Source organism: Caballeronia arationis (assembly GCF_001544975.2).
Taxonomy (GTDB): domain Bacteria; phylum Pseudomonadota; class Gammaproteobacteria; order Burkholderiales; family Burkholderiaceae; genus Caballeronia; species Caballeronia arationis.
Map to the genome: position 1 here is coordinate 54,199 of NZ_FCOG02000006.1, position 22,109 is coordinate 76,307.

Annotated in this window: 20 protein-coding genes and 1 pseudogene; 13 read left to right on the forward strand and 8 right to left on the reverse strand. The window is 64.4% G+C overall.

Annotated features, from left to right (window positions below):
* Positions 1 to 72 precede the first annotated feature (72 nt).
* From AWB81_RS05290 to AWB81_RS05300, 3 genes are all read right to left on the reverse strand, one after another.
* Positions 73 to 1,188: a succinylglutamate desuccinylase/aspartoacylase family protein gene (locus AWB81_RS05290; RefSeq protein ID WP_062633131.1), complete on the reverse strand. Its 1,116-nt coding sequence runs from the start codon at positions 1,186 to 1,188 to the stop codon at positions 73 to 75.
* Positions 1,189 to 1,413: 225 nt separating this feature from the next.
* Complete coding sequence (locus AWB81_RS05295) at positions 1,414 to 2,208, reverse strand: ABC transporter substrate-binding protein (RefSeq protein WP_062632950.1); 795 nt, start codon at positions 2,206 to 2,208, stop codon at positions 1,414 to 1,416.
* A gap of 244 nt (positions 2,209 to 2,452) precedes the next feature.
* On the reverse strand, positions 2,453 to 3,928 hold the full coding sequence (locus tag AWB81_RS05300) for a mannitol dehydrogenase family protein (RefSeq protein WP_062632952.1): 1,476 nt from the start codon (positions 3,926 to 3,928) through the stop codon (positions 2,453 to 2,455).
* 95 nt (positions 3,929 to 4,023) lie between these two features.
* On the opposite strand from AWB81_RS05300, the gene manD reads away from it, so the two are divergent.
* From manD to AWB81_RS05330, 6 genes are all read left to right on the forward strand, one after another.
* Entirely contained in the window at positions 4,024 to 5,232 is a 1,209-nt protein-coding gene (manD, locus tag AWB81_RS05305) for a D-mannonate dehydratase ManD (RefSeq protein WP_062632954.1), read from the forward strand.
* A gap of 31 nt (positions 5,233 to 5,263) precedes the next feature.
* Positions 5,264 to 6,301, forward strand: a complete 1,038-nt coding sequence (locus AWB81_RS05310) for an L-idonate 5-dehydrogenase (RefSeq protein ID WP_062632956.1) — start codon at positions 5,264 to 5,266, stop codon at positions 6,299 to 6,301.
* Between the two features lie 50 nt (positions 6,302 to 6,351).
* Positions 6,352 to 7,650, forward strand: coding sequence for an MFS transporter (locus AWB81_RS05315; RefSeq protein WP_062632958.1), 1,299 nt, complete (start codon positions 6,352 to 6,354; stop codon positions 7,648 to 7,650).
* A gap of 24 nt (positions 7,651 to 7,674) precedes the next feature.
* The gene (locus AWB81_RS05320) at positions 7,675 to 8,511 is read left to right on the forward strand and encodes a GntR family transcriptional regulator (protein WP_374730474.1); all 837 of its coding nucleotides are present in this window, start codon (positions 7,675 to 7,677) and stop codon (positions 8,509 to 8,511) included.
* Between the two features lie 215 nt (positions 8,512 to 8,726).
* Complete coding sequence (locus AWB81_RS05325; protein ID WP_062632962.1) at positions 8,727 to 9,104, forward strand: type II toxin-antitoxin system RelE/ParE family toxin; 378 nt, start codon at positions 8,727 to 8,729, stop codon at positions 9,102 to 9,104.
* Entirely contained in the window at positions 9,085 to 9,420 is a 336-nt protein-coding gene (locus AWB81_RS05330) for a helix-turn-helix domain-containing protein (protein ID WP_062632964.1), read from the forward strand. The genes AWB81_RS05325 and AWB81_RS05330 overlap by 20 nt, the downstream gene beginning before the upstream one ends.
* A gap of 24 nt (positions 9,421 to 9,444) precedes the next feature.
* On the opposite strand, the gene AWB81_RS05335 is transcribed toward AWB81_RS05330, so the two are convergent.
* Both AWB81_RS05335 and AWB81_RS05340 read right to left on the reverse strand, forming a co-directional pair.
* Positions 9,445 to 9,672: a hypothetical protein gene (locus AWB81_RS05335; RefSeq protein WP_062632966.1), complete on the reverse strand. Its 228-nt coding sequence runs from the start codon at positions 9,670 to 9,672 to the stop codon at positions 9,445 to 9,447.
* A gap of 68 nt (positions 9,673 to 9,740) precedes the next feature.
* Positions 9,741 to 11,261 carry an MDR family MFS transporter gene (locus AWB81_RS05340; RefSeq protein ID WP_062632968.1) on the reverse strand — a complete coding sequence of 507 codons (1,521 nt, stop codon included), beginning with the start codon at positions 11,259 to 11,261 and terminating at the stop codon, positions 9,741 to 9,743.
* A gap of 73 nt (positions 11,262 to 11,334) precedes the next feature.
* Here AWB81_RS05340 and AWB81_RS05345 point away from each other — a divergent pair, with 73 nt between their 5' ends.
* Together AWB81_RS05345 and AWB81_RS05350 are read left to right on the forward strand one after the other, a co-directional pair.
* Positions 11,335 to 12,003: a TetR/AcrR family transcriptional regulator gene (locus AWB81_RS05345; RefSeq protein WP_062633133.1), complete on the forward strand. Its 669-nt coding sequence runs from the start codon at positions 11,335 to 11,337 to the stop codon at positions 12,001 to 12,003.
* 239 nt (positions 12,004 to 12,242) lie between these two features.
* Positions 12,243 to 13,032 (forward strand): annotated as a pseudogene (locus AWB81_RS05350) (ferritin-like domain-containing protein).
* On the opposite strand, the gene AWB81_RS05355 reads toward AWB81_RS05350, so the two are convergent.
* Positions 13,025 to 13,750 carry a TetR/AcrR family transcriptional regulator gene (locus tag AWB81_RS05355; RefSeq protein ID WP_062632970.1) on the reverse strand — a complete coding sequence of 242 codons (726 nt, stop codon included), beginning with the start codon at positions 13,748 to 13,750 and terminating at the stop codon, positions 13,025 to 13,027. The pseudogene AWB81_RS05350 and the gene AWB81_RS05355 sit on opposite strands and share 8 nt — an antisense overlap.
* 161 nt (positions 13,751 to 13,911) lie before the next feature.
* On the opposite strand from AWB81_RS05355, the gene AWB81_RS05360 reads away from it, so the two are divergent.
* The 3 genes from AWB81_RS05360 to AWB81_RS05370 are packed head-to-tail and all read left to right on the forward strand — an operon-like array spanning position 13,912 to position 18,746.
* Positions 13,912 to 15,093 (forward strand): isovaleryl-CoA dehydrogenase, encoded by a 1,182-nt coding sequence (locus tag AWB81_RS05360; protein ID WP_062632972.1) that lies wholly within the window; start codon positions 13,912 to 13,914, stop codon positions 15,091 to 15,093.
* Between the two features lie 13 nt (positions 15,094 to 15,106).
* Positions 15,107 to 16,714, forward strand: coding sequence for a carboxyl transferase domain-containing protein (locus tag AWB81_RS05365; protein ID WP_062632974.1), 1,608 nt, complete (start codon positions 15,107 to 15,109; stop codon positions 16,712 to 16,714).
* Between the two features lie 22 nt (positions 16,715 to 16,736).
* Positions 16,737 to 18,746, forward strand: a complete 2,010-nt coding sequence (locus AWB81_RS05370) for an acetyl/propionyl/methylcrotonyl-CoA carboxylase subunit alpha (protein WP_062632976.1) — start codon at positions 16,737 to 16,739, stop codon at positions 18,744 to 18,746.
* Here AWB81_RS05370 and AWB81_RS05375 read toward each other — a convergent pair.
* On the reverse strand, positions 18,730 to 19,224 hold the full coding sequence (locus AWB81_RS05375; protein ID WP_062632978.1) for an OmpA family protein: 495 nt from the start codon (positions 19,222 to 19,224) through the stop codon (positions 18,730 to 18,732). The two genes, AWB81_RS05370 and AWB81_RS05375, sit on opposite strands and share 17 nt — an antisense overlap.
* 244 nt (positions 19,225 to 19,468) lie before the next feature.
* On the opposite strand from AWB81_RS05375, the gene AWB81_RS05380 reads away from it, so the two are divergent.
* Together AWB81_RS05380 and AWB81_RS05385 are read left to right on the forward strand one after the other, a co-directional pair.
* Entirely contained in the window at positions 19,469 to 20,542 is a 1,074-nt protein-coding gene (locus tag AWB81_RS05380; protein WP_062632985.1) for an AI-2E family transporter, read from the forward strand.
* Positions 20,543 to 20,678: 136 nt separating this feature from the next.
* A complete protein-coding gene (locus AWB81_RS05385) occupies positions 20,679 to 21,725 on the forward strand; it encodes a potassium channel family protein (RefSeq protein ID WP_062633135.1) in 1,047 nt (348 codons plus the stop codon).
* 36 nt (positions 21,726 to 21,761) lie between these two features.
* Here the strand turns inward: AWB81_RS05385 and AWB81_RS05390 are convergent, their stop codons facing one another.
* Positions 21,762 to 22,091 carry a DUF2288 domain-containing protein gene (locus AWB81_RS05390; RefSeq protein WP_062632987.1) on the reverse strand — a complete coding sequence of 110 codons (330 nt, stop codon included), beginning with the start codon at positions 22,089 to 22,091 and terminating at the stop codon, positions 21,762 to 21,764.
* Between the last annotated feature and the right edge of the window lie 18 nt (positions 22,092 to 22,109).

Genomic DNA, 22,109 nt, shown 5'->3' on the forward strand with positions numbered 1-22,109 from the left:
CTTTGCGGCACACATGGCTCGGGCCATGCTATGCCGGGGCGTCTTCGCTATGCAATTACCGCGTAGACGCGCTCACGCCGACAGCAGCGAGCCCGTGCGGAACGCCTTCGGCCCCGCGATGCGCGCGATTTCGAGGCCAGCGGTCGCAAAACGCGTGATGTGTCGCGCGTACATTACGCCGGACGTCGTGCAGTTGAGCGTGGTGACGGTATCGGTGAGCGGATCGACGACGTCCGCGATCGCTTCGCCCGCTTCGATGAAAGCGCCGACCTTCGCGCGGAACACGATGATGCCCGACACGGGAGCCACGATCGGTTCGGCGCCCGCGAGCGGCGTCGCCGGAAAGGCTAGCGGTGGCATGGGCGCGGCCGGCGCGTCGATCACGCCGCGATGAATCAGGAAATTGACGATGCCCTGCGCGTCGGCGTTGGCGAAGTCGTACGAGACATCGTGCTGGCTGCGCAATTCGACGGTCACGGAAATGCCGCCATTCGGAATCGGATGGCGTTCGCCGAAGCGCGTGCGCAAGTCGGACCAGCAGAAGCTGTGGATTTCGTCGAACGGATTGCCGACCGAATTCAGCGCGAGCAGTTGCGCCTTCGAATCGAGGTAGCGCGCGAGCGGCTCGACTTCTTCCCAGATGTCCGGATTCGTGTAGAGATGCAGCGCGGCGTCGAGATCGCAGTGCAGGTCGAGCACGACGTCGGCGTCGAAGGAGAGTTTTTGCAGCGCGAGGCGTTGCGATTCGAGTTCGGTGGCGGGCGTCTGCTCGTCGAGCGCTTCACGCATCGCGGCACGCACGGCACGCTTGTTCGCGTCGATGTCGCCGGTCAGGCGCGCTTCGATACGCGGCGCGACGAGCGCAGCGAGATCGTGGAAATTGCGGTTGAAGTTGTGGCCGCTATTCGCCTCGAAGCGGCCGAGCAGTTGCCCGTGCAGCAACTGGTTCAGTCCGATCGGGTTCGGCACCGGCACGATGACCACTTCGCCGCGCAGCTTGCCCGCGGCTTCGAATTCGGCAAGCTGACGGCGCAGCCGCCACGCGACGAGCATGCCGGGCAGTTCGTCCGCGTGCAGCGACGACTGGATGTAGATTTTCTGACCGTCGCCGGGACCGTAGTGGAAGCTCGTGATGGAGCGGGCAGTGCCGAGCGTCGGCGAAATCAGCTGATGGGTTCTGGTCTGCATGGTTTTCTGCGCGCGACGCATGCACGGTCGCGCTTTGGATGGTTGCAAGGTGTGGAAGGCGCATTGCGCCGGTGTCTCGGGCCGGCCGCGCGCTTCAGCCGTTCGATCTTAGCTGAAAAAGCCGCGGACAAGCCCGAAAGGCGCCGCGCCCCAAGCAAAACGGGCTCCGCGCGAAGCGCGGAGCCCGTTCCAGTGAAGCTTCAGCCGCCTTGGGCGGCGTCGGCTTTAGCCGCCGTACACGTCGAAGTCGAAGTACTTCTTCTCGATCTTCTTGTACGTGCCGTCCTTGATGATGTCGGCGATCGCCTTGTCGATGCTCTTCTTCAGGTCGGTGTCTTCCTTGCGCAGGCCGATGCCGGCGCCGTTGCCGAGCGTCTTCGGATCGTCGATGTTCGCGCCTGCGAAGTCGAAACCCGCGCCGCGCGGCGTCTTCAGGAAGCCGATTTCGGCCTGCACCGCGTCCTGCAGCGCTGCGTCGAGGCGGCCAGCGATCAGGTCGGCGTAGACCTGGTCCTGGTTCTGGTACGGCGTGACCGTCACGCCCTTCGCGGCCCAGTAGGTCTTCGCGTAGGTTTCCTGGATCGTGCCCTGCTCGACGCCCACCGTCTTGCCGGCGAGGCTTTCAGGCGTCGGCTTGATGTTGCTGCCCTTCTTCGCGACGAGGCGCGTCGGGGTGTTGAAGAGCTTGCTGGAGAACGCGATCTGTTCGGCGCGTTGCGGGGTCATCGACATCGACGAGAGCACGCCGTCGAACTTCTTCGCCTTCAGTGCCGGGATCATGCCGTCGAAGTCGTTCTCGACCCACACGCACTTCGCCTTCAGGCGGGCGCAGATTTCGTTGCCGAGATCGATGTCGAAGCCGACCAGCTTGCCGTCCGGACCCTTCGATTCGAACGGGGGATAACTTGCGTCGACGCCGAAGCGGATCGTCGAATAATCCTTGGCTTGTGCGGCGGTGACGGCGGTAAGCGACGTGACTGCGATGAGGGACATCGTCAGGGCGGCAAGCAGTTTTTTCACTGTTTTAAACTCCAGAGGGTGGTCGTTACATCCCGGCAGGTCTCGTTTCCGGGTCGGCGGCGCGAGTTGCACCGCACGGTTGCTATTCCGAGGATCGTGTCCTGTCAGAATCCGCAGCAGATTAACATCCCAAAATAGTTGCGGAGTTAGTGAAAGCCCCGATGGCGCAGGTTTAGAGGCAATCCTCGAGCGACGTTCGCAGCACGCGGCGTTTTGACGCCGGGTTGCGACGCGCCTGCGCTCGTCATGCAAGCGCGGCGTAATGTTCGATCGCCGCGCGCGCGCCGCCTTGCAAGCGGACGATTGCCGCGTGAAGCGGACGCCGGAAATCGTCGCGGCGGGCGAGTTCGGGCGGAAAGACTTCCTTGATCGCGAGCATAGTTTCGACCAGTTGCTCCGGCTCGTCGGGGACGTTCGCCGTCAGGCGCGCGGCCATAGGATCGCTGATTTCGTAGCGCGTGCCGTCGTCGGCGTGGCCGCGCAGGAACACGAGCCACGCGGCGACCGCCAACGCGAGGCGTTCGATCGATTGACCCGCGTTCAGGCGCGCTTCGATCGTCGCGAGCAGGCGCGGCGGAATCTTCTGGCTGCCGTCCATCGCGATCTGCGCCGTGCGGTGCTTGAGCGCCGCGTTGGCATAGCGCGCGAGCAGGGCGTCGCGGTACGCGAGGACATCGAAGGAAGGCGGCACGTCGAGCGTCGGCGCGATTTCCTGCGTCATCATCGCGTGGATCAGCTTCTTCAACGGCGCATGCGCGATCGCCTCATCGATGGTGGCGAAACCCGCGAGCATCGAGAGATACGCGAGCGTCGAATGCGTGCCGTTGAGCATGCGCAGCTTGGCGATTTCGAACGGCATCACGTCGTCGACGAGTTGCGCGCCCGCCTTTTCCCACGCGGGGCGGCCTGCCGGAAAGCGATCTTCGATCACCCACTGGCGAAACGGTTCGCAAGGACCCGGCGCGGCGTCTTCCATATTCAATGCGTGCGACGCGGCTTCGCGGTCGGCATCGGTGGTCGAGGGCACGATGCGGTCGACCATCGTCGATGGAAACGCGACTTGCGTGTCGATCCAGTCGGCGAGCGCGGCGTCGCGGGCCCGCGCGAACGATACGACCGCCTGCTTCAAAGCTGCGCCGTTGTGCGAGAGGTTGTCGCAGGAAAGCACGGTGAACGGCGGCGTGCCCGCCTCGCGCCTGAGTGCCAGCGCTGCGCTCAGGATGCCCGGAACCGTCGACGGCTCTTGCGGATGCGTCAGATCGTGCGCGATTCCCGGATGATCGCGGTCCACGTCGCCGGTCTTCGTATCGCGGCAATAGCCCTTCTCGGTGACCGTCAGCGAGACGATGCGCACGTTCTCGTCGGCGAGGAGCGCGAAGAGGCGCGTGCGGTCGTACGGCATCGCGAGCACTTCCTTCAGCGCGCGAACCACCGTCACGCGCACGCCGTCCGGCCCGCGTTCGATCACGCTATACAAACCGTCCTGCGCCATCAGCGCGTCGCGCTTGGCGACATCGCCTTGCAGCGTCACGCCGCAGATGCCCCAGTCGCCGCCAGCCGCCAGCATCGCCTCTTCCGTATAGACCGCTTCGTGCGCGCGATGAAAGTTGCCGATCCCCAGATGCACGATCCCGACGCGCGGTTCACGCCATTCGGGCGAAAGCAGATGCGGCTCGATGGAAGCGAGCGTCTCACGGCAAAGCGTTGATTTTGCGTTCATTTGTCTGTCCGAGGGGCGGGAAAACCCGCTGTTGACGATTGAATATACTTGTATGGTAGCATCGGTTCCAACGAATGCCACTCAAGGAAATCCCCATGAAAATCGTCCGCGCCGATGTGATCGTCACCTGTCCCGGCCGCAACTTCGTCACACTCAAAGTGGTGACGGACGAGGGCGTCTACGGTATCGGCGACGCCACGCTCAACGGCCGCGAACTCGCGGTCGCTTCGTACCTGAAGGATCACGTGTGTCCGCTGTTGATCGGGCGCGATCCGGGACGCATCGAGGACATCTGGCAGTTTCTCTACAAGGGCGCGTACTGGCGCCGCGGCCCGGTGACGATGACCGCCATCGCCGCCGTTGACATGGCGCTCTGGGACATTCTCGGCAAGGTGGCGAACCTGCCGCTGTACCGGCTGCTCGGCGGGGCGTCGCGCGAAGGCGTGATGGTCTACGGACACGCGACGGGCCGCGACATCCCCGAAGCGCTCGACCGCTACGAAGAGCACCTCGAACAAGGCTACAAGGCGATCCGCATCCAGTGCGGCGTGCCGAACATGCGCTCGGTGTACGGCGTCTCGAAGGGCAGCGGCATGTACGAGCCGGCGACGAAAGGCGCGGTGGAAGAGCAGAGCTGGTCGTCGGAGAAGTATCTCGACTTCGTGCCGAAGCTCTTCGAAGCCGTGCGTGACAAATTCGGTTTCGATTCGCATCTGCTGCACGACGTTCACCACCGCCTGACGCCGATCGAAGCGGCGCGGCTCGGCAAATCGGTCGAGCCGTATCGCCTCTTCTGGATGGAAGACCCGACGCCCGCCGAAAATCAGGCCGGCTTCCGCCTGATCCGCGAGCACACAGTGACGCCGATCGCAGTCGGCGAAGTGTTCAACAGCATATGGGACTGCAAGCAGCTGATCGAAGAGCAGTTGATCGACTACATCCGCGCGACGCTCACGCATGCGGGCGGCATCACGCACCTGAAACGCATCGCGGATTTCGCTTCGCTCTATCAGGTGCGCACGGGGTGTCACGGGCCTTCGGACCTGTCGCCGGTGTGCATGGGCGCGGCGCTGCACTTCGACCTGTGGGTGCCGAACTTCGGCGTGCAGGAATACATGGGCTTTCCGAAAGAAGCGCTCGACGTCTTCCCGCATGCGTGGACGTTCGATCGCGGCATGATGCATCCGGGCGAGGCGCCGGGCCATGGCGTCGATATCGACGAGGAAGCCGCCGCGCGCTATCCGTACGACCCGGCGTATCTGCCGGTCGCGCGGCTGGAAGACGGCACGCTGTGGAACTGGTAAGCCCAACGCATATAAGGAAAGGAGCATCACGATGTTTGCAGCCGTACTTCACGAACCCAAAAAACTCCTCATCGACGAACTCGATGCGCCTCAACCGCAGCCGGGCCAGGTGCAGATTCGCGTACGCGCGGGCGGCATCTGCGGGTCGGACCTGTCGTACTACTTCAAGGGCAAGAGCGGTGACTTCGCCGTGCGCGAGCCGTTCGTGCTCGGTCACGAGGTCGCGGGCGAAGTCGCCGCGCTCGGCGAAGGCGTAAGCGGTCTTGCAGTCGGACAGCGCGTCGCGGTGAATCCGGGGCTCAACTGCGGCGTGTGCCGTTATTGCGTCAAAGGCATGCCGAACCACTGCCTGAACATGCGCTTCATGGGCAGCGCGTCGACGTTTCCGCACATGCAGGGCATGTTCCGCCAGTACATCGCAGTGAGCGCGCACCAGTGCGTACCGGTGCCGGACGGCCTCGACTTCGCGCAGGCATCGATGGCCGAGCCGCTCGCCGTCGCCTTGCACGCGTTGCGGCAGGCCGGCACGCTCGTCGGCGCGAAGGTGCTGCTGGTCGGCTGCGGTCCGATCGGCTGCATCTTGCTGGCCGTTGCGAAGCGGGCGGGCGCGCATCGCATCGTCGCGCTCGATCTCGCGGAGAAGGCGCTGCAAATGGCGACGACGCTAGGCGCCGACGAAACCGTGCTCGCTAACGACCAGGCGCGCATCGAACAGTGGGCGCAGCAGCGCGGGACGTTCGATGTCGTGCTCGAAGCGTCAGGAAGCCCCGCAGGGCTTGACACTGCATTGCGCGCCGCACGCGCGGGCGGCACGGTGATTCAGGTCGGCAACCTGCCGGCGGGGCAGTCGCCGGTGGCGGCGAATCTCGTGATGTCGAAGGAGCTGTGTTATCGCGGCTCGTTCCGTTTCACCGACGAATACGCGGTCGCCGCCGAGGAACTCGGTGCGCACAAGATCGACCTGCGTCCGCTGATGACGCACGCGTTCCCGCTCGAAGAAGCGAATCGCGCATTCGAAGTCGCACACGACCGCACGCAGTCGATGAAAGTCCATCTGCATTTCGATTAACTATCTTGCACGAACCGCCCGGAAAGAGGCGGCGCAACCGGAGACTCACCATGATCAAGAGCCAGCGATGGTTCGTCGTCGGCCTGCTGTTTTTGGCGGGCATCATCAATTACCTCGACCGCGCCGCGCTTTCGATTGCCGCGCCGCTCATCCAGAAAGACCTGAACTTTTCGCATGCGCAGATGGGCATCGTGTTCAGCAGCTTCTTTGTCGGCTACGCGCTGTTCAACTTCATCGGCGGCGTGGCGTCGGACAAATATGGCGCGAAGAAAGTGTTCGGCGGCGCAATGGGCATCTGGTCGATCTTCTGCGGCGCGACTGCGCTCGCCGGCGGCCTCGTCTCGCTGATCGTGCTGCGCGTGCTGTTCGGCATGGGCGAAGGGCCGTTCAGTTCGTCGAACAGCAAGATGGTGAACAACTGGTTCCCGCGCCGCGAGGTGGCGAGCGCGATCGGCGTCATCAGTTCGGGTACGCCGCTCGGCGGGGCGCTCGCGGGGCCGGTCGTCGGCTATATGGCGATCCAGTTCGGCTGGCGCTGGGCGTTCGTCGTCATCATGCTGTTCGGGCTCGCGTGGCTCGTGCTGTGGACGCTCACGACCACCGAACACCCGCAGCAGAACAAGCGCGTGAAGGCCGCGGAACTCGACCTGATTGTCGAAGGACAGCAGCAGGCTTCGTCGATGGAACACGCGCCCGCTGGTCAGAAAGCGGGTCTCGGCTTCTACCTGAAGCAGCCGATCATCCTCGCCACGGCATTCGCGTTCTTCGCGTACAACTACGTGCTGTTCTTCTTCCTGTCGTGGTTCCCGACCTACCTGATCGAGGCGCACCACATGTCGTTGCGCGACATGAGCATCGCGACGGTCATTCCGTGGGTGCTCGGCAGCATCGGGCTGGCTGCGGGCGGCTTCATCACCGACTTGATCCTGCGTCTCACCGGCAAGCCGCTGCTCTCGCGACGCATCGTGCTCTCCGTGTGCCTCGGCGCGGCGGCGGTGTGCGTCGGCTTTGCGGGGCGTGTTGCGAGCATGCAGGGCGCGGTCGCGCTGATGTCGGTGTCGATCTTCTTCCTGTATGTGACTGGCTCCGTCTACTGGGCCGTGATCCAGGACACGGTGCGGCGCGAGAACGTCGGCGGCGTCGGCGGCTTCGTGCACCTGCTCGCGAACCTCGCGGGCATCATCGGACCGGCGGTGACGGGCTTCATCGTGCAGGCGACGAACGGTCACTACGGCAGCGCGTTCGTGCTGGCGGGAGCGATCGCGGTGCTCGGTGCGTTGTGTGCTCTGGTGTTCATTCGCGAGCCGCGCACGCTGAAAACCGCAGCAGGGCGCGTGATAGTATCGTGAAGACAGCGTATTGAAAGACTGCCCATGACAAGCATTTCCGCAACCACTCCGCTCGACAGTGTGGACCCGCCCGACACCGCCGCCCCGATGAAGCGCGGACGCGCTCGCCGCGCGCTCGCGTCGCAACCGAAGACGCCGCTTCCCGATCTCACGGAGAAAGTGTCGTTCGATTCGCACGAGCCTATCGGCAAGCAGATTTTCCGCGCATTGCGCCAGGCGATTTTCGCGGGCGAGATGGCGCCGGGCACGCCGCTTTCGGAAAAGGAAGTGTCGGAGATGTTCAACGTCTCGCGGCAGCCGGTGCGCGAGGCGTTCATCAAGCTGGTCGAGGCGGGGGTGCTGCAGGTGCTGCCGCAGCGCGGCACTTTCGTGAAGAAGATCTCGCCGCGTCAGGTGCGAGAAGGGCGCTTCATCCGCGAGGCGATCGAGACAGCGGTGGCGCGCAAGGCCGCCGCCGCGATCACGGAAGCGCAGCTCGACGAACTCGCCGCGAACCTGCGCGAGCAGAAGGCGGCGGCGAAGGCAAACGACATCGCGGCGTTCCTCGCGCTCGACGAGCAGTTTCACTTCCTGATCGCGCAGTCGATCGATTGCGTGGCGGCCTGGAACACGATTCAGGACATCAAGGCACAAATGGATCGCGTGCGTTATCTGAGCCTTCCCGATGTTTCGCCGCTCGACCTGCTGATCCGGCAGCATGCGCGGATCGTCAGCGCGCTGAAGGCGCACGATCCGTCGCTCGCCGAAGAGGCGATGCGCGCGCATCTGCGCGAGATCCTGATCTCCCTGCATCCGATCGCCGAGCGCAATCCCGACTGGTTCGAAGCCGACGAACCGGAGCGCGTGCCGCTCGCCACCTGAACGCTCATCCACATTGAGCTTTGCCTCACGCCTTGCGGCTCGCGCCGCAAGGCGTTTTTGCTTTGCGTAGGCCATTCGGCCGAATTGTTCCGCTTCTGCTGCCGGGAGATGCTCGAACTGGCGCCGTGACTTGGCATTCCTGATGTTTTTCGTGGCGCGCTCAGGAGTCGCCAGAAAAGCGGCTTGCATTTCAATACCAGTTCGAGTATAAATACATGCAGTCAGATGAAAGGCCGCTCATCTGGGTCGGCAGCAGCAAAAAGGATTTGTGCGCGCTTCCTGTGGAAGTGCGGCAGTTTTTCGGTCACGCGCTCGACGTCGCCCAGCGGGGCGGGCGTCACCAGTCGGCAAAGACAATGCGCGGCTTCAGCGGCGCGGGCGTGCTGGAACTTGTGGAAGACGATGCTGGCGGAACGTATCGCGCGGTTTATACCGTGCGTTATCGCGAGGCCGTGTTCGTGCTGCATTGTTTCCAGAAGAAGAGCAAGTGCGGCATTGCCACGCCTGTCGAAGAGATGGACATCGTCCGTGCGCGGCTGAAACTGGCGGAACACCTGGCGAAGGAGCTAAGAAGTGGGAAAACGTATTATTGAAGGCGTCGAGTTCGAAGTCGGGTCGGGCAACGTGTTTGCCGACCTCGGATTGCCCGACGCGGAAAAACTCAAGATCAAGTCCGGGCTCGTGTTCGAGATCGCCAAGGCGATCCGGCGTCTCGAACTCACCCAGGAACAGGCTGCGCGCCGCATGGGTATCGCGCAGCCGAAGGTGTCGGGCCTGCTGCGCGGCGATTTCGCCAATTTCTCCGAGCGCAAGCTGATGGATTGCCTCACGCGTCTTGGCTACGACATCGAGATCTCGGTCAAACCGGCCGCCGCCGAAACCGGTCACCTCGTGCTTGCGGTGGCCTGAGCGCGGCGCGGCGGGTCATCGGGTTCAGGGATGGCCGTAGAGCGCCTTGTCCGATTGCGAGGTGTGGTGGTGATGCTGGCTCGAGTGCTTCTTCCCGGCGTGTGCGCTTTGAGCCTTCGTATGAGCGCCTGAATGTGCGGCCGCCATCGACGATTGGCCTTCCGCGAAGCGATACGTTTCGGCCTGCGCGAGCGTCGAGAACGACACCAGCGCATAGCATGCCGGGACGATCAGCCATTTACTCAATTGCATGAAGCTTTCTCCTGAATTCGGGAGCGCAAGCATACACCGGCGCGCCGAAGGAGAGTCGCACGCTGGCGTCAACGCTTGCGCAGCGGCTGATCCTTCAGGAACCACGAGAGTACGAACGCGATCAGGACGACACCCGCCGCCACGAGATACACCGTATGCATCGAAGCGGCGAACGCGTTCAGATAGTCGTCGTGGAGCGCGGCGGGCAAGTGCTGGATGGCTTGCGGCCCGAGCGAGCGCGGCAGTTCGACGCCCGCCGGAATCGCTGCTTCCAGCCGCGAGCGCAGTCCGTTCGAGAAGATCGCGCCGAACGCCGCCACACCCACCGAACCGCCGATCGAGCGAAACAGCGTCGCGCCGGACGTCGCCACGCCGATCAGGCGAAACTCCACCGCGTTCTGCACCGCGAGCACCAGCACCTGCATCACCATGCCGAGTCCGAGCCCGAGCAGCGCCATGTAGCCGTACATCACGTGAACCGGGGTCGCGATCTGCAGGGTCGAGAGCAGCAGCATCGCGCAGGCGACGAGCGCCGTGCCGGCAATCGGAAAGGCGCGGTATTTGCCGATGCGGCTGATCAGCCGCCCGCTCACGATCGACGAAAAGAGCACGCCGGCCATCATCGGCGTGACTTGCAGGCCGGCTTGCGACGGCGTCGAGCCTTTCACCACCTGCAAATAGAGCGGCAGGAACGTGACCGAGCCGAACAGCGAAAAGCCGACGATGAAGCCGATCAGCCCGCTCAGCACGAAGGTGCGATCCGTGAAAAGCGACAGCGGCATGATCGGTTCGGCGGCGAGCCGTTCTTCGTAGATGAAGCCGCCAATCGAAATCAGCCCGAGCAGGAGCGTGCACCACAGCTGCGGCGAACTCCACGGCAGAAGGGTGCCGCCCTGGCTCGTGAACAGGATGATGCAGGTGAGCGCCGACGCGAGAAACGCCGCGCCCATGTAGTCGACCTTGTGGCGGACATGCGCGGTATGCGGCTTGAAAACGAGCCCGATCACGACAAGCGCGATCACGCCGAGCGGCACGTTGATGTAAAAGATCCAGCGCCACGACAGATGCTCGACAAGAAAGCCGCCGACGAGCGGACCGACCACGGTCGCGAGTCCGAACACGCCGCCGAAGAGGCCCTGATAGCGGCCGCGTTCGGCGGGCGGGATGACGTCGGCGATGGCGGCCATCGTGATGACCATCAGTCCGCCGCCGCCCAGGCCCTGCAACGCGCGCAGCACGATCAGCTGCGTCATGTCCTGCGCGACGCCGCACAGAATGGAGCCGGCGAGAAAGATCAGGATCGACGCCTGCAGCACGATCTTGCGGCCGAACAGGTCGCCGAACTTGCCGTAAAGCGGCACGACGATGGTCGAGGTGAGCAGATACGACGTCACCACCCACGACAGGTTTTCCAGCCCGCCCAACTCGCCGACGATCGTCGGCAGCGCGGTGGAGACAATGGTCTGGTCGAGCGCGCCGAGCAGCATGACGAGCAGCAGCGCCGTGAAAAGCAGGCGGATCGGCGGTCGTTCGGCGGATTGCGCGGCACTTGGCAAGGCGGCCGCGGCGGTTTGGTGCAAAGATGCCATCGAGTGACTCGATTGAAATTAATTAACACGGAAGTTAATATGGGCCTCGTTTTCTGTCTGGTCGATGGATCTCATGACAAAAGTTGTTACCGAAACTGACAAGCAAGCCGCGCCGCGCAAGGCCGGCCGGCGCCCCGGGCGGCCGACCGGCGCGCACGGCGCCGATGCGCGCGAACATTTGCTGGACATTGCGCTCGGGATGTTCGCGAAGCAGGGCATCGTTGAGACGACGCTCGGCGCGATCGCGCGCGAGGCGGGCGTGACGCCCGCGATGGTCCACTATTACTTCAAGACGCGCGATCAGTTGCTGGACGTGCTGATCGACGAGCGTTTCATTCCGTTGCGCACCGAACTGGGCCGCGCATTCGCCGATCCCGAAGCCGAGCCCGCCGACGCGTTGCGCACTTTCGCCGAAGCGCTCGTCGCCACGGTCGACAAGCATCGGTGGTTCGCGGCGCTGTGGGTGCGCGAAGTGATCAGCGACGGCGGCTTGCTCAGGCAGCGCATGGCCGAGCGTTTCGGCGACGAGAAAGAGGCGACGATCACGCGCATCGAGCAATGGCAAAAGGACGGCAAGCTGAATCCGCGACTGGAGCCGTCGCTGGTGTTCGTCTCGCTGTTCGGTCTGACCGTGTTCCCGCTCGCGACCTGGAAATGGCGTGAGGGCGGCCGGCGTCTGACGAGCGAGCAGATTGCGCGTCACGCGGTCGCGCTGCTGACGCAGGGCGTCGGGCCGGTGTAGCGCTGGCGACGACCGGCAGACCGGCCTCGGACAACGGATAGCGGTCGCGGGCCCAAACTGGCCGCAAATATGACACAAGCGAGCGTGTTCGCGCCCCTTATGCCAGAATCCGCATTACGCGCACTTCCGAACATGACATGGCCGACACGCTCACGCCAGCCGAAGCGGATCATGCGATGCGTCACTGGACGTATCGTTCCGCCGGAAAGATCTAGACAGGTTCCGCTCAGCACAAGCGGATGTTCTGCGAGTTGCTGCTCACCACGCACAACCCGTACAAGCCCGCCGTCATCGACTGGCCGAAGCTCGATCCCGCGGCGCTGAAGCGCGTGACGTCGCTGCCGATCTGGGACATCGCGGTGCAGACGGAAGGCCGCGCGTCGATCCGTGTTGCGACGTACGCGGCGAGCAAAGATCCGCTTCTGCGCGAAGCCATCACGATGAACGCCAATGAGGAAGCGCGCCACAAGATCGTGCTCTCGAAGCTGGTCGAGGCGTACGGCATCGCGCTCGCGCCCGAGCCGCCGTATCCGCCGCCCGCCGACGCGCTGCGGGCGTGGATGCTTACCGGCTACAGCGAATGCATCGACAGCTTCTTCGCGTTTGGTCTCTTTGAGGCGGCGCGCACGTCGGGTTACTTCCCCGAGGCACTCGTCGAGACTTTCGAGCCCGTCATTCAGGAAGAGGCGCGCCATATCCTGTTTTTTTGCGAACTGGCTGGCGTGGTATCGGCGCAGTCTGCCGTGGTACCGGCGACCGTGGTTCTTTGCCAGGACCTGCAGCGTCTGGATCGCGCTGATCCGCGACCGCGTGTCGCTTGCGCGCGGCTTCGACAACAGCGGCGCGGCGCAGGACATGAACTTCCCGGCGAATGTCGGCGATTCGGTGGGGGGCGGGGTGTCGGCGGGTGCGCTGATCGACCTGTGTCTCGCCGAAAACGACCGCCGCATGGGCGGCTACGACGGGCGCCTGCTGCGCCCGACGTTCGTGCCGAAGCTCGCGCGCCTCGCGCGGCGTTTCATCAAGTAGCGCGCTTCGTTTCCTGTTCGAAGCGGCGCGATGCCTCTTCCACGTCCTGCCGGAACTGCGTGAGCGCCGCTGCGTTCGCGTCCGGCGGTTGCAGCGCAACCCACAGCACCTCGATCAGCTCGTTCGCGGTCGTGTCGATCTGAGTCTGACTCAGGCGGCGCTTCGCAAGCGTGGCGTCCCACAGCACATGCTCCATCGGCCCGAAGACGAGCGAGCGCATCAGCCGCAGCGGGATGTCGCCGCGCACGTGCCCGAGTTCCTGCCCGCGCGCGAGGACATCCATCAGCGGCGCGGTGTAGCGGCGTTGCAATTCCGTGAGCGTGTCGCTGAGGTCGTGCTGCTTCGTGCGTCCCTCCGACAGAACCAGCGAGCACAATCCCGTACCGTTCACGAGCATCAGCCGCAGATGCGTCCTCACGATGAACGCGAACTGCTGGCGCACGGAGCCGTCGCGCGGCAGGCCGGTTTCGAATGCCTGGATGATTTCGTCGTACCAGTCCGCGATCACGCGCGCGCAGAGTTCGCGCTTGCCGCTGAAATAGCTGAACACCGTCGCTTCAGAAATGCCCGCGCGCTGCGCGATCTCGGCGCTGGTGGCGGCGTCGTAGCCTTTTTCGGCGAAGACGTCGCGTCCCGCCTGAAGGATGTCCTTCACGCGCTGCTGCGACTTGACACCCGACGGCGTACGTCGGCTGGATACGGAGGTAGGGGCGGACATGGCGCGAGAAAGCACAGTAATAAATGTGAGCGTAGCTCAAAAATGTGTTGACTGCCAGAGCAATTGAGCGTGAAATTGCTCAATGCGCTTGAGGCGCGCGCTGTGTGAGCAGCACTTATATTCAGGGTGCGCCGAAAACATTGAATCTGGAGGAGACACCCATGAATGACGTTCCGGGCCTGAACTTCGCGCTGGGCGAAGATATCGACATGCTGCGCGACTCGCTCGCGAACTTCTGCGCGAAGGAAATCGCGCCGCGTGCTGGCGAGATCGATCGCACCGACCAGTTCCCGATGGACCTGTGGAAAAAATTCGGCGACCTCGGCGTGCTCGGCATGACGGTCTCCGAGGAATATGGCGGCGCGAACATGGGCTACACCGCGCATATGGTCGCGATGGAGGAGATTTCGCGGGCGTCGGCTTCGGTCGGGTTGTCGTACGGCGCGCATTCGAACCTGTGCGTGAACCAACTCCACCGCAACGGCACCGAGGCGCAGAAGCGCAAGTACCTGCCGAAGCTCGTGTCGGGCGAACATGTCGGCGCACTCGCGATGAGCGAGCCGAACGCGGGTTCGGACGTCGTCAGCATGAAGCTGCGCGCCGACGAAAAGGGCGACCACTATGTGCTCAACGGCACCAAGATGTGGATCACCAACGGCCCGGATTGCGACACGCTCGTCGTCTATGCGAAAACCGACATCGAAGCGGGCGCGAAGGGCATCACGGCGTTCATCGTCGAGAAGGGCATGAAGGGCTTTTCGGTCGCGCAGAAGCTCGACAAGCTCGGCATGCGCGGCTCGCATACTGGCGAACTCGTGTTCGAGAACGTCGAAGTGCCGAAGGAGAACATCCTCGGTCAGTTGAACGGCGGCGCGAAGGTGCTGATGAGCGGCCTCGACTACGAGCGCGCCGTGCTCGCGGGTGGTCCCACCGGCATCATGCTCGCGTGCATGGATGCGGTCGTGCCGTATATCCACGATCGCAAGCAGTTCGGGCAGGCGATCGGCGAATTCCAGCTGATCCAGGGCAAGGTCGCAGACCTGTACACGACGCTGCAGGCCTGCCGCGCGTATCTGTACGCAGTCGGGCGCCAGCTCGATACGCTCGGCTCAGGCCACGTTCGGCAAGTGCGCAAGGACTGCGCAGGCGTGATCCTCTACACCGCCGAAAAGGCGACGTGGATGGCCGGCGAAGCGATCCAGATTCTCGGCGGCAATGGTTATATCAACGAATATCCGGTCGGACGCCTGTGGCGCGACGCGAAGCTTTATGAGATCGGCGCCGGCACGAGCGAAATCCGCCGCATGCTGATCGGCCGCGAACTGTTTGCTGAAACGGCTTGAGCGAGACAACCTCATGCCGATCATCGAAACCAAACTGAATCCGCGCGGTGAAGAGTTCCGCACGAACGCGGCGGCGCTCGAAGCGGTCGTCGCGGACCTGAAGGAAAAGGTCGCGAAACTCGCGCTGGGCGGTGGACAGGCAGCGCGTGACAAGCACGTCTCGCGCAACAAGCTGCTGCCGCGCGACCGCATTGCGCAATTGCTCGATCCGGGCACGCCATTTCTGGAACTGTCGCAACTCGCCGCCTTCGGCATGTACAACGACGACGCCCCGGGTGCGGGTGTCATCACGGGCATCGGGCGGATCGCGGGGCAGGAGTGCGTGATCGTCTGCAATGACGCGACGGTCAAGGGCGGCACCTACTATCCGGTCACGGTCAAGAAGCATCTTCGCGCGCAGGAAATCGCGGAGCAGAACCGCCTGCCGTGCGTGTATCTCGTCGATTCGGGCGGCGCGAACCTGCCGAATCAGGACGACGTCTTCCCCGATCGCGATCACTTCGGCCGCATCTTCTACAACCAGGCGAACATGTCGGCGCAAGGGATCGCGCAGATCGCGGTCGTGATGGGTTCGTGCACGGCGGGCGGCGCGTATGTGCCGGCGATGAGCGACGAATCGATCATCGTGAAGAATCAGGGGACGATCTTCCTCGGTGGCCCGCCTCTGGTGAAGGCCGCCACGGGCGAGGAAGTGAGCGCAGAAGACCTCGGCGGCGGCGACGTGCATACGCGTCTGTCCGGCGTAGTTGATCATCTCGCGCAGAACGATGCGCATGCGTTGGGCATCGCGCGCAGCATCGTCGGCAATCTGAATCGCGTGAAGACGGCGCCGCTCGCGCTGAAGGAACCGCTGCCGCCGCGCTACGACCCGCAGAGTGTCTACGGCGTGATTCCTGTCGATACCCGCAAGCCCTTCGACGTGCGCGAAGTGATCGCGCGCATCGTCGACGACTCGGCCTTCGACGAATTCAAGGCCCGCTACGGCACGACGCTCGTCTGCGGTTTCGCGCATATCTGGGGCCATCCGGTCGGGATCATCGCGAACAACGGCATCCTGTTTTCCGAGTCTGCCCTGAAGGGCGCGCATTTCATCGAACTGTGCTGCCAGCGCAAGATTCCGCTCGTGTTCCTGCAGAACATCACGGGCTTCATGGTCGGGCGCAAGTACGAGAACGAAGGTATTGCGCGCAACGGCGCGAAGATGGTGACGGCCGTGGCGACGGCGAAGGTGCCGAAGTTCACGGTGATCATCGGCGGGTCGTTCGGCGCGGGCAATTACGGCATGTGCGGCCGCGCGTATTCGCCGCGCTTCCTGTGGATGTGGCCGAACGCGCGCATCTCGGTGATGGGCGGCGAGCAGGCTGCCTCGGTCCTCGCAACGGTGCGGCGTGACGGCATCGAAGGCAAGGGCGGTAGCTGGTCGAAGGAAGAAGAGGAAGCGTTCAAGGCGCCGATTCGCGAGCAGTATGAGGTTCAGGGACATCCGTATTACGCGAGCGCGCGTCTCTGGGACGACGGCGTGATTGATCCCGCGCAAACGCGCGACGTGCTCGGCCTCGGGCTCGCCGCGACGATGAACGCGCCCATTGAAGACACGCGGTTTGGCGTCTTCCGGATGTAATCCTCTTTACTCAGGCTCAGCCATGTTCAACAAAATTCTGATCGCGAACCGCGGCGAGATCGCGTGCCGCGTCGCGGCGACGGCGAAGCGCATGGGTATCGCGAGCGTCGCCGTCTATTCCTATGCCGATGCGCAAGCGAAGCACGTCGCCGTGTGCGACGAAGCGGTGCACGTGGGCGGTGCGGCGGCGGGCGAAAGCTACCTGCGCATCGAGCGCATCATCGACGCCGCCTTGAAAACCGGCGCACAGGCGATTCATCCGGGCTACGGTTTCCTGTCGGAAAACGAGGACTTCGCACGCGCCTGCGAGAAGGCGGGACTGGTGTTCATCGGGCCGCCGGTCGAGGCAATTTCCGCGATGGGTTCGAAGGCGGCGGCGAAGGCGCTGATGCAAACCGCGTCGGTGCCTCTCGTCCCCGGCTATCACGGCGACGATCAGGACCCCGCGCTCCTGCAACGCGAAGCGGACCGCATCGACTATCCGGTGCTGCTGAAAGCGAGCGCGGGCGGCGGCGGCAAGGGTATGCGCGTCGTCGAGAAGAGTGCGGATTTGGCTGCGGCACTGGCCTCGTGCAAGCGCGAGGCGGCGAGCAGTTTCGGCAACGATCGCGTGCTGATCGAGAAGTATCTGCTGCGTCCAAGACACGTCGAAGTGCAGGTTTTCGCGGACAAGCACGGCGGCGCCGTCTATCTGTTCGATCGCGATTGCTCGGTGCAGCGCCGCCATCAGAAGGTGCTGGAAGAAGCGCCCGCGCCGGGCCTGACAGATGAAGTGCGTCGCGCGATGGGCGAAGCTGCGGTTGCCGCTGCGCGCGCGGTGAATTACGTGGGCGCGGGCACCGTCGAATTCATCATGACGCAGGACGGCCAGTTCTACTTCATGGAGATGAACACGCGTCTGCAGGTCGAGCATCCGGTGACGGAGATGGTGACGGGCCTCGATCTGGTCGAATGGCAGTTGAAGGTCGCGTCGGGCGAACCGCTGCCGTTGAAACAGCAGGAACTCAAGGTCGACGGCCACGCAATCGAAGCGCGCATCTATGCGGAAAATCCGTCGCGTGGCTTCCTGCCGTCGACGGGCACGCTCAAGCATCTGCGCATGCCGCAGTCGGATCAGTTCACGATAAACGGCAAAGTGCGCATCGACAGCGGCGTGCGCGAAGGCGACACCATCACGCCGTTCTACGATCCGATGATCGCGAAGCTGATCGTGCACGGCCGCGACCGAGCCGATGCGCTCGCGCTGATGTCGCGCGCGCTGCGTGAATTCGAAGTGGTCGGGCCGCACACGAACGTGGAGTTCCTGCAGCGCATCGTCGCGAGCGAGCCGTTTGCGACGGGCGATCTGGACACCGGCCTGATCGAGCGTCATCACGACACGCTCTTCGCGCCTTCGACCGTGCCGCAAAAAGAAGCGCTCGCGCTTGCCTGCGCGGCCTTGCTGACACGCGAAGGCGGTGAGGCGCACGGCAACTCCCCCTGGGACGCGCTGTCGCACTGGCGCATGGCGGGCGGCTACGCGCAGGACCTGAACTGGCGCGCGATCGCTACCGATGAAACGCTGCAAGCGGTCTTCACGCGCGAGTCGACGGCGATGCACGTCAACGACAAGCGCCTCGAACTGCTCGGCGAGAACGTGCGCTTCGACTGGTCGCATGGGGACGAGCCGCACATGTTCGCGGTGCTGCTCGACGACACGCTCATCAAGGGCCGCGTGTTCATCGACGGCGACGTCTTCCACGTGTTCTATCAGGGCGCTTCGCTTGCGTTCGAATGGCAGAACCTGATGGCTCACGCCGCCGACGCCGAGCACGAAGGCCGTCTCACCGCGCCGATGCCCGGCAAGGTCATCGCGGTGCTGGTGGAAACGGGGGCTGTGGTGGAAAAGGGCGCGCCTCTGCTCGTGATGGAGGCGATGAAGATGGAGCACACGATCGTGGCGCCATCCGGCGGCAAGGTCGGCGAGATTCTCTTTAACGTCGGCGATCAGGTCGCCGACGGCGCCCAGTTGCTCGTCATGGAAGCCAGCTGAGCGTCGGCTTGCGCGGACCGACCAGCGTTTCCGTCGTCTCGGCCTTCACCAGGATATCCACGCGCCGGTTCAACGCACGCCCTTCGGGCGTGTCGTTGCTCGCGATCGGCTGCAGGTAGGCCATTCCCTTCGTCCTGATGCGCGCGGCAGGCACGCCGCGTGCGACGAGCGCATCGGCGACCGCTTCGGCGCGCGCCGCAGAAAGCGAGTCGTTATACGCGCGCGTTCCTTCGTTGTCGGTGTGGCCTTCCACCAGAATCGGCCGTGAACTGCGCTTGAGGAGCGCTGCGGCACGGTCGAGCATGGGCGCGCTCGTGAGGCGGATGGTTGCGTCGTCGGTATCGAAGAGCGTCGCATCGGACATGCGAATTTCTACGCCATCCTTGCCTGAATGCAGGACGACACCGTATCGGGCGTTCAGGGCGTCTTCGCGCCACCGGTCGAGACCGGACGAGCAGCCGGCAACGAAAACGGACATGACACAGAAGCTGGTGATCGTTCGAATGGCTGTCACTGCGACCTTACGTAGCGGATTGCCAGAAGCAAGTTAAGTCTGATTATATGTAATGGACCGCCGTACTTTGTAAAAGAACATTGGCGCACGGCCGACGGGCGAACGATGCGCGATCCATCCACGCGAGCCCGGACATACAATGCAGCGCACGCGCCGGCCGGAGCCGGCGTGCTGTCCGTCCCGAACCACGCGCACCCGAACCTACCCGATGATCCAACACGAGCAGATTCCGACCGAAGACGAGGCCCGCGCGAAACGCCTGCAGCGTGCGGCATCGGCTGTACTGTACGCCGCGCTGGTCGCCCTGGCGCTCTGGACGATGCGCACGTTCATTCCCGCCGTCGTGTGGGCTTCCGTGATAGCAATCGCGCTGTGGCCCGCGTTCGGCTGGCTCGAGCGCCGGCCGTGGCTCGGCAGGCACACATCGCTGGTTGCGATCGCCCTGACGGCGGCCGTCGGGCTGTTGTTCGTCGTGCCGTTCGCGATCGTCGCGACGCAGGCGGCGAGCGAAGCGCGCGACACGCTGCACTGGCTCCATGAAGTGCTGCGCTCCGGCATCGCGCTGCCCGAGTGGGTACATCGCCTGCCGATGGGCTCGCAGCAGATCGCGTCGTGGTGGTCGGCGAATCTGGCGACGCCGCTCGAATCGTCGCCGGCGGTGCAGAAGCTGCACAGCGCGACCTTCGTCGAGATGACACGCCACTTCGGCGGACGGCTCGCGCACGGCCTCATCATCTTCGGGTTCATGCTCGTCACGCTGTTCTTCATCTTGCAGGCGGGATCGAGACTCGGCGAGCAACTGTTCGCGGCGTCGCGACGCGCCTTCGGCAGCGACGGCGCGATGCTCGCGCGCCGCATGGCCGATTCGGTGCGCAGCACGGTTGTGGGTCTCGTCGTCGTGGGACTGGGCGAGGGCGCGCTGCTCGGCATCGCCTACGCGATCACCGGCGTGCCGCACGCGACGCTCCTCGGCATGCTGACCGCCGTCGCGGCGATGCTGCCGTTCTGCGCGCCGATCGTCTTTCTCGGCTCGGCGCTGTGGCTGCTCGCGCAAGGCTCGATGGTGGCGGCGGTCTGCGTCGCGGCGTTCGGGCTCGTGGTGGTGTTCATCGCGGAGCATTTCGTGCGGCCGGTGCTGATCGGCGGATCGGCGCGCCTGCCGTTCCTGCTCGTGCTGTTCGGGATTCTCGGCGGCGCCGAGACGTTCGGGCTGATCGGGCTTTTCATCGGCCCGGCGCTGATGACGATCCTCGTCGTCCTCTGGACCGACTGGGTGCGATGAAGCACCGGGCGCGGCGCGCCAGTCAAGCGGCTTTCAGGCGGTAGAATCTCCCGATCCCGGAACCCTTCGAGCTACTGACTTGTCTTCTCCGCGACCCTCGCCGAAACCGCCCCCGCGCGTGCCGCGCAGCGCGCGCATGCCGTGGCAGCCGCGCCACGGGCGCATGCTGTTCACGCGCCCGACCGTCTCGCCGCAACGGCTGCTGCTGCGGCGCGTCTACATGGTGTTCGCGCTGTGCCTGCTCGCGTTCACGATTCTCTACATCGACCGGGACGGTTTGCGCGACGCGTCGAAGCCGCCAAACGAGCCGATGAACCTGGTCGACGTGGTCTATTTCACGATGGTGACGGTCGCGACCGTCGGCTACGGCGACATCGTGCCGGTGACGGCGCGCGCGCGTCTCGTCGATGCGCTGCTCATCATGCCGATCCGCGTCATCATCTGGTTCATCTTTCTGGGCACCGCGTATCAGCTGGTGATCCAGCGCATCGTCGAGGAATATCGCATGAAGCGTCTGCAACGAAACCTGCGCGGGCACATTCTCGTGTGCGGCTACGGGCTTGCCGGGTCGATAGCCGTGCGCGAACTGCTGGAAAGCGGCACCGACGCGCGCCGCATCATCGTGATCGATACCAGCGAGGCCGCGCTGGAGGCGGCGACCTCGGTCGGCGTGACGGGCCTGCTCGGCGACCCGTCGCGCGAAGACATCCTGCGCGAGGCGCAGGTCGCCCGGGCGCATGCGGTGATCGTCGCCGTCACCGACGACCCGACCGCCATCCTCGTCACGCTCTCGGTGCGCAGTTTCGCGCCGAAGGTGAAGATCGTCGTGCGGGTTCAGGAGCACGTGTTCCAGCGACAGTTGCGGCAGGCGGGCGCCGACGTGATCGTTTCGTCGACGAAGATCGGCGGACTCCTGCTCGCCGATGCCGTGGAAACACGCTATGTCGTGCCGTTCGTCTCCGACATGCTGCAGGCGCGCGGACGCGTCACGCTGCTCGAACGCGTGGCGCTGCCCGGGGAGATCGGGCAGATGACCAACGAGGTGAAGGGCGCGATCGTCGTTGGACTGGCGCGCGACGGGAAAGTGATGGAGTTCTACGAAGACCCGCACGTCGCGATCGAGGCGGGCGATACGCTCGTGATGATCCGCTCGTCGCGGGGCGAGGGGAAGCCCGCGGCCTGAGGCCGCTCAAGGCGCCTCGAGGTAGCTTGAGACGGCCTAGTTCGCCGCTTGCGAGGGCTTGCCGGCGCGTTGCTGCACGCACACCCACGGCGACACCACGACGGCCCACAATTCCGGATCGCGCGCGGCAAAGTCGGCCGCCGTTTCGGCCTGGACGCGTTCGATCAGCCCGGCCGACAGCCATTCGGTGACCTGTTTCGTATTGTCGCTGGCGACGCTTTCGGCGACGCTCACGAGGTCGAGATCGCGCGCTACCTTGATGAGCACGCCGCGTGCGAAAAAGCGCTCCAGTTCGGACCAGCCGATCTGCGCGGTTTCGCCGAGGAGCTTGACGTAAAGCGGGGAGGGGGAAGGTGCTTCGGACATGGCGGCGGGGCGTTGAAA